This window comes from Streptomyces beijiangensis (assembly GCF_017315755.1).
GTDB classification, from domain to species: Bacteria; Actinomycetota; Actinomycetes; order Streptomycetales; family Streptomycetaceae; genus Streptomyces; species Streptomyces beijiangensis.
In genome coordinates, this window is sequence record NZ_JAFLRJ010000815.1 from 1 (window position 1) to 902 (window position 902).

At 69.1% G+C, this 902-nt stretch carries 1 protein-coding gene and 1 pseudogene; both read left to right on the plus strand.

The window, feature by feature from the left end; all coding sequences use genetic code 11:
• Positions 1–335, plus strand: a pseudogene (locus J0695_RS39250) (hypothetical protein); the annotation flags it as partial.
• Positions 332–769 carry a hypothetical protein gene (locus tag J0695_RS39255; protein WP_206969633.1) on the plus strand — a complete coding sequence of 146 codons (438 nt, stop codon included), beginning with the start codon at positions 332–334 and terminating at the stop codon, positions 767–769. The pseudogene J0695_RS39250 and the gene J0695_RS39255, both read left to right, overlap by 4 nt.
• Positions 770–902: the final 133 nt, after the last annotated feature.

Consider the following 902-nt stretch of genomic DNA (forward strand, 5'->3'; position numbering starts at 1 on the left):
TCGAACTGGCCAAGGAGGCAACCGACCGGGAGTTCGCCGCCGCGCTCGTGCAGCTCCTCAACGGCGCGGACGAGTTCACCCTCTACCGGGCCGCCCACGACGACCGCCCCCTCGGCCTGTACGTCATCGAGCGTGAGGCGCGCGCCCACTGCGAGGACTTCGCCGCCCGGCAGATCCCCGACGACACCGTGCCGTCCTTCGACTGGATCGGCGACGACGAGGACGACGACCCGTGGGAGCTCGTCGCAGCCTTCGACGGCACCGATCAGACCACCGGCTACAGCGTCACGCCGCTGACCGTGTCCCTCGCCTACGACCCGGCGGGTGACCAGTGACCGCCAACTGGGTCGACACGGCACCCTGCGCCGGCCTCAGCGACTTCGTTCATGACGGCCGCACCGGCCCCCGCGGGAACGATGTGCTCTTCGCGTCGATGTACCGGCCGGAACTGCGGGTCTGCGGGACCTGCCCCTTCCGGAAGAAGTGCATCGAGCTGGTGAAGCCCCAGCAGTCGAAGTTCGACGGCGTGTGCGGCGGTCGGTTGTGGAGCAACGGACGACTGATCGCCACGACTCCCAGCGCCTGTGAGACGGAACTGGAGGAGCCCGAACTCCGGGCGATCTGCGGAACGGACACGGGATGGCTCCAGCACATCCGCCACAGCGAGATCCCTTGCTCCGCCTGTCGGTCCGCGAAGCGGGTCTTCGAGCGAATTCGCCGGACCCGCGAGAACGACGCCAAGCGCACGAGACGCCTCGTCGCCGCCTGAACGCCCGGCCCGCCGCCTACGCGGCGGGCCGCCACATCTCTTGGAGAGAGACGTGCTCACCCTTACCGACTTCTACTGCGGTGCTGGAGGCAGCACCCAGGGCGCCGAACGTGTGCCCGGCGTCAAGGTCGTC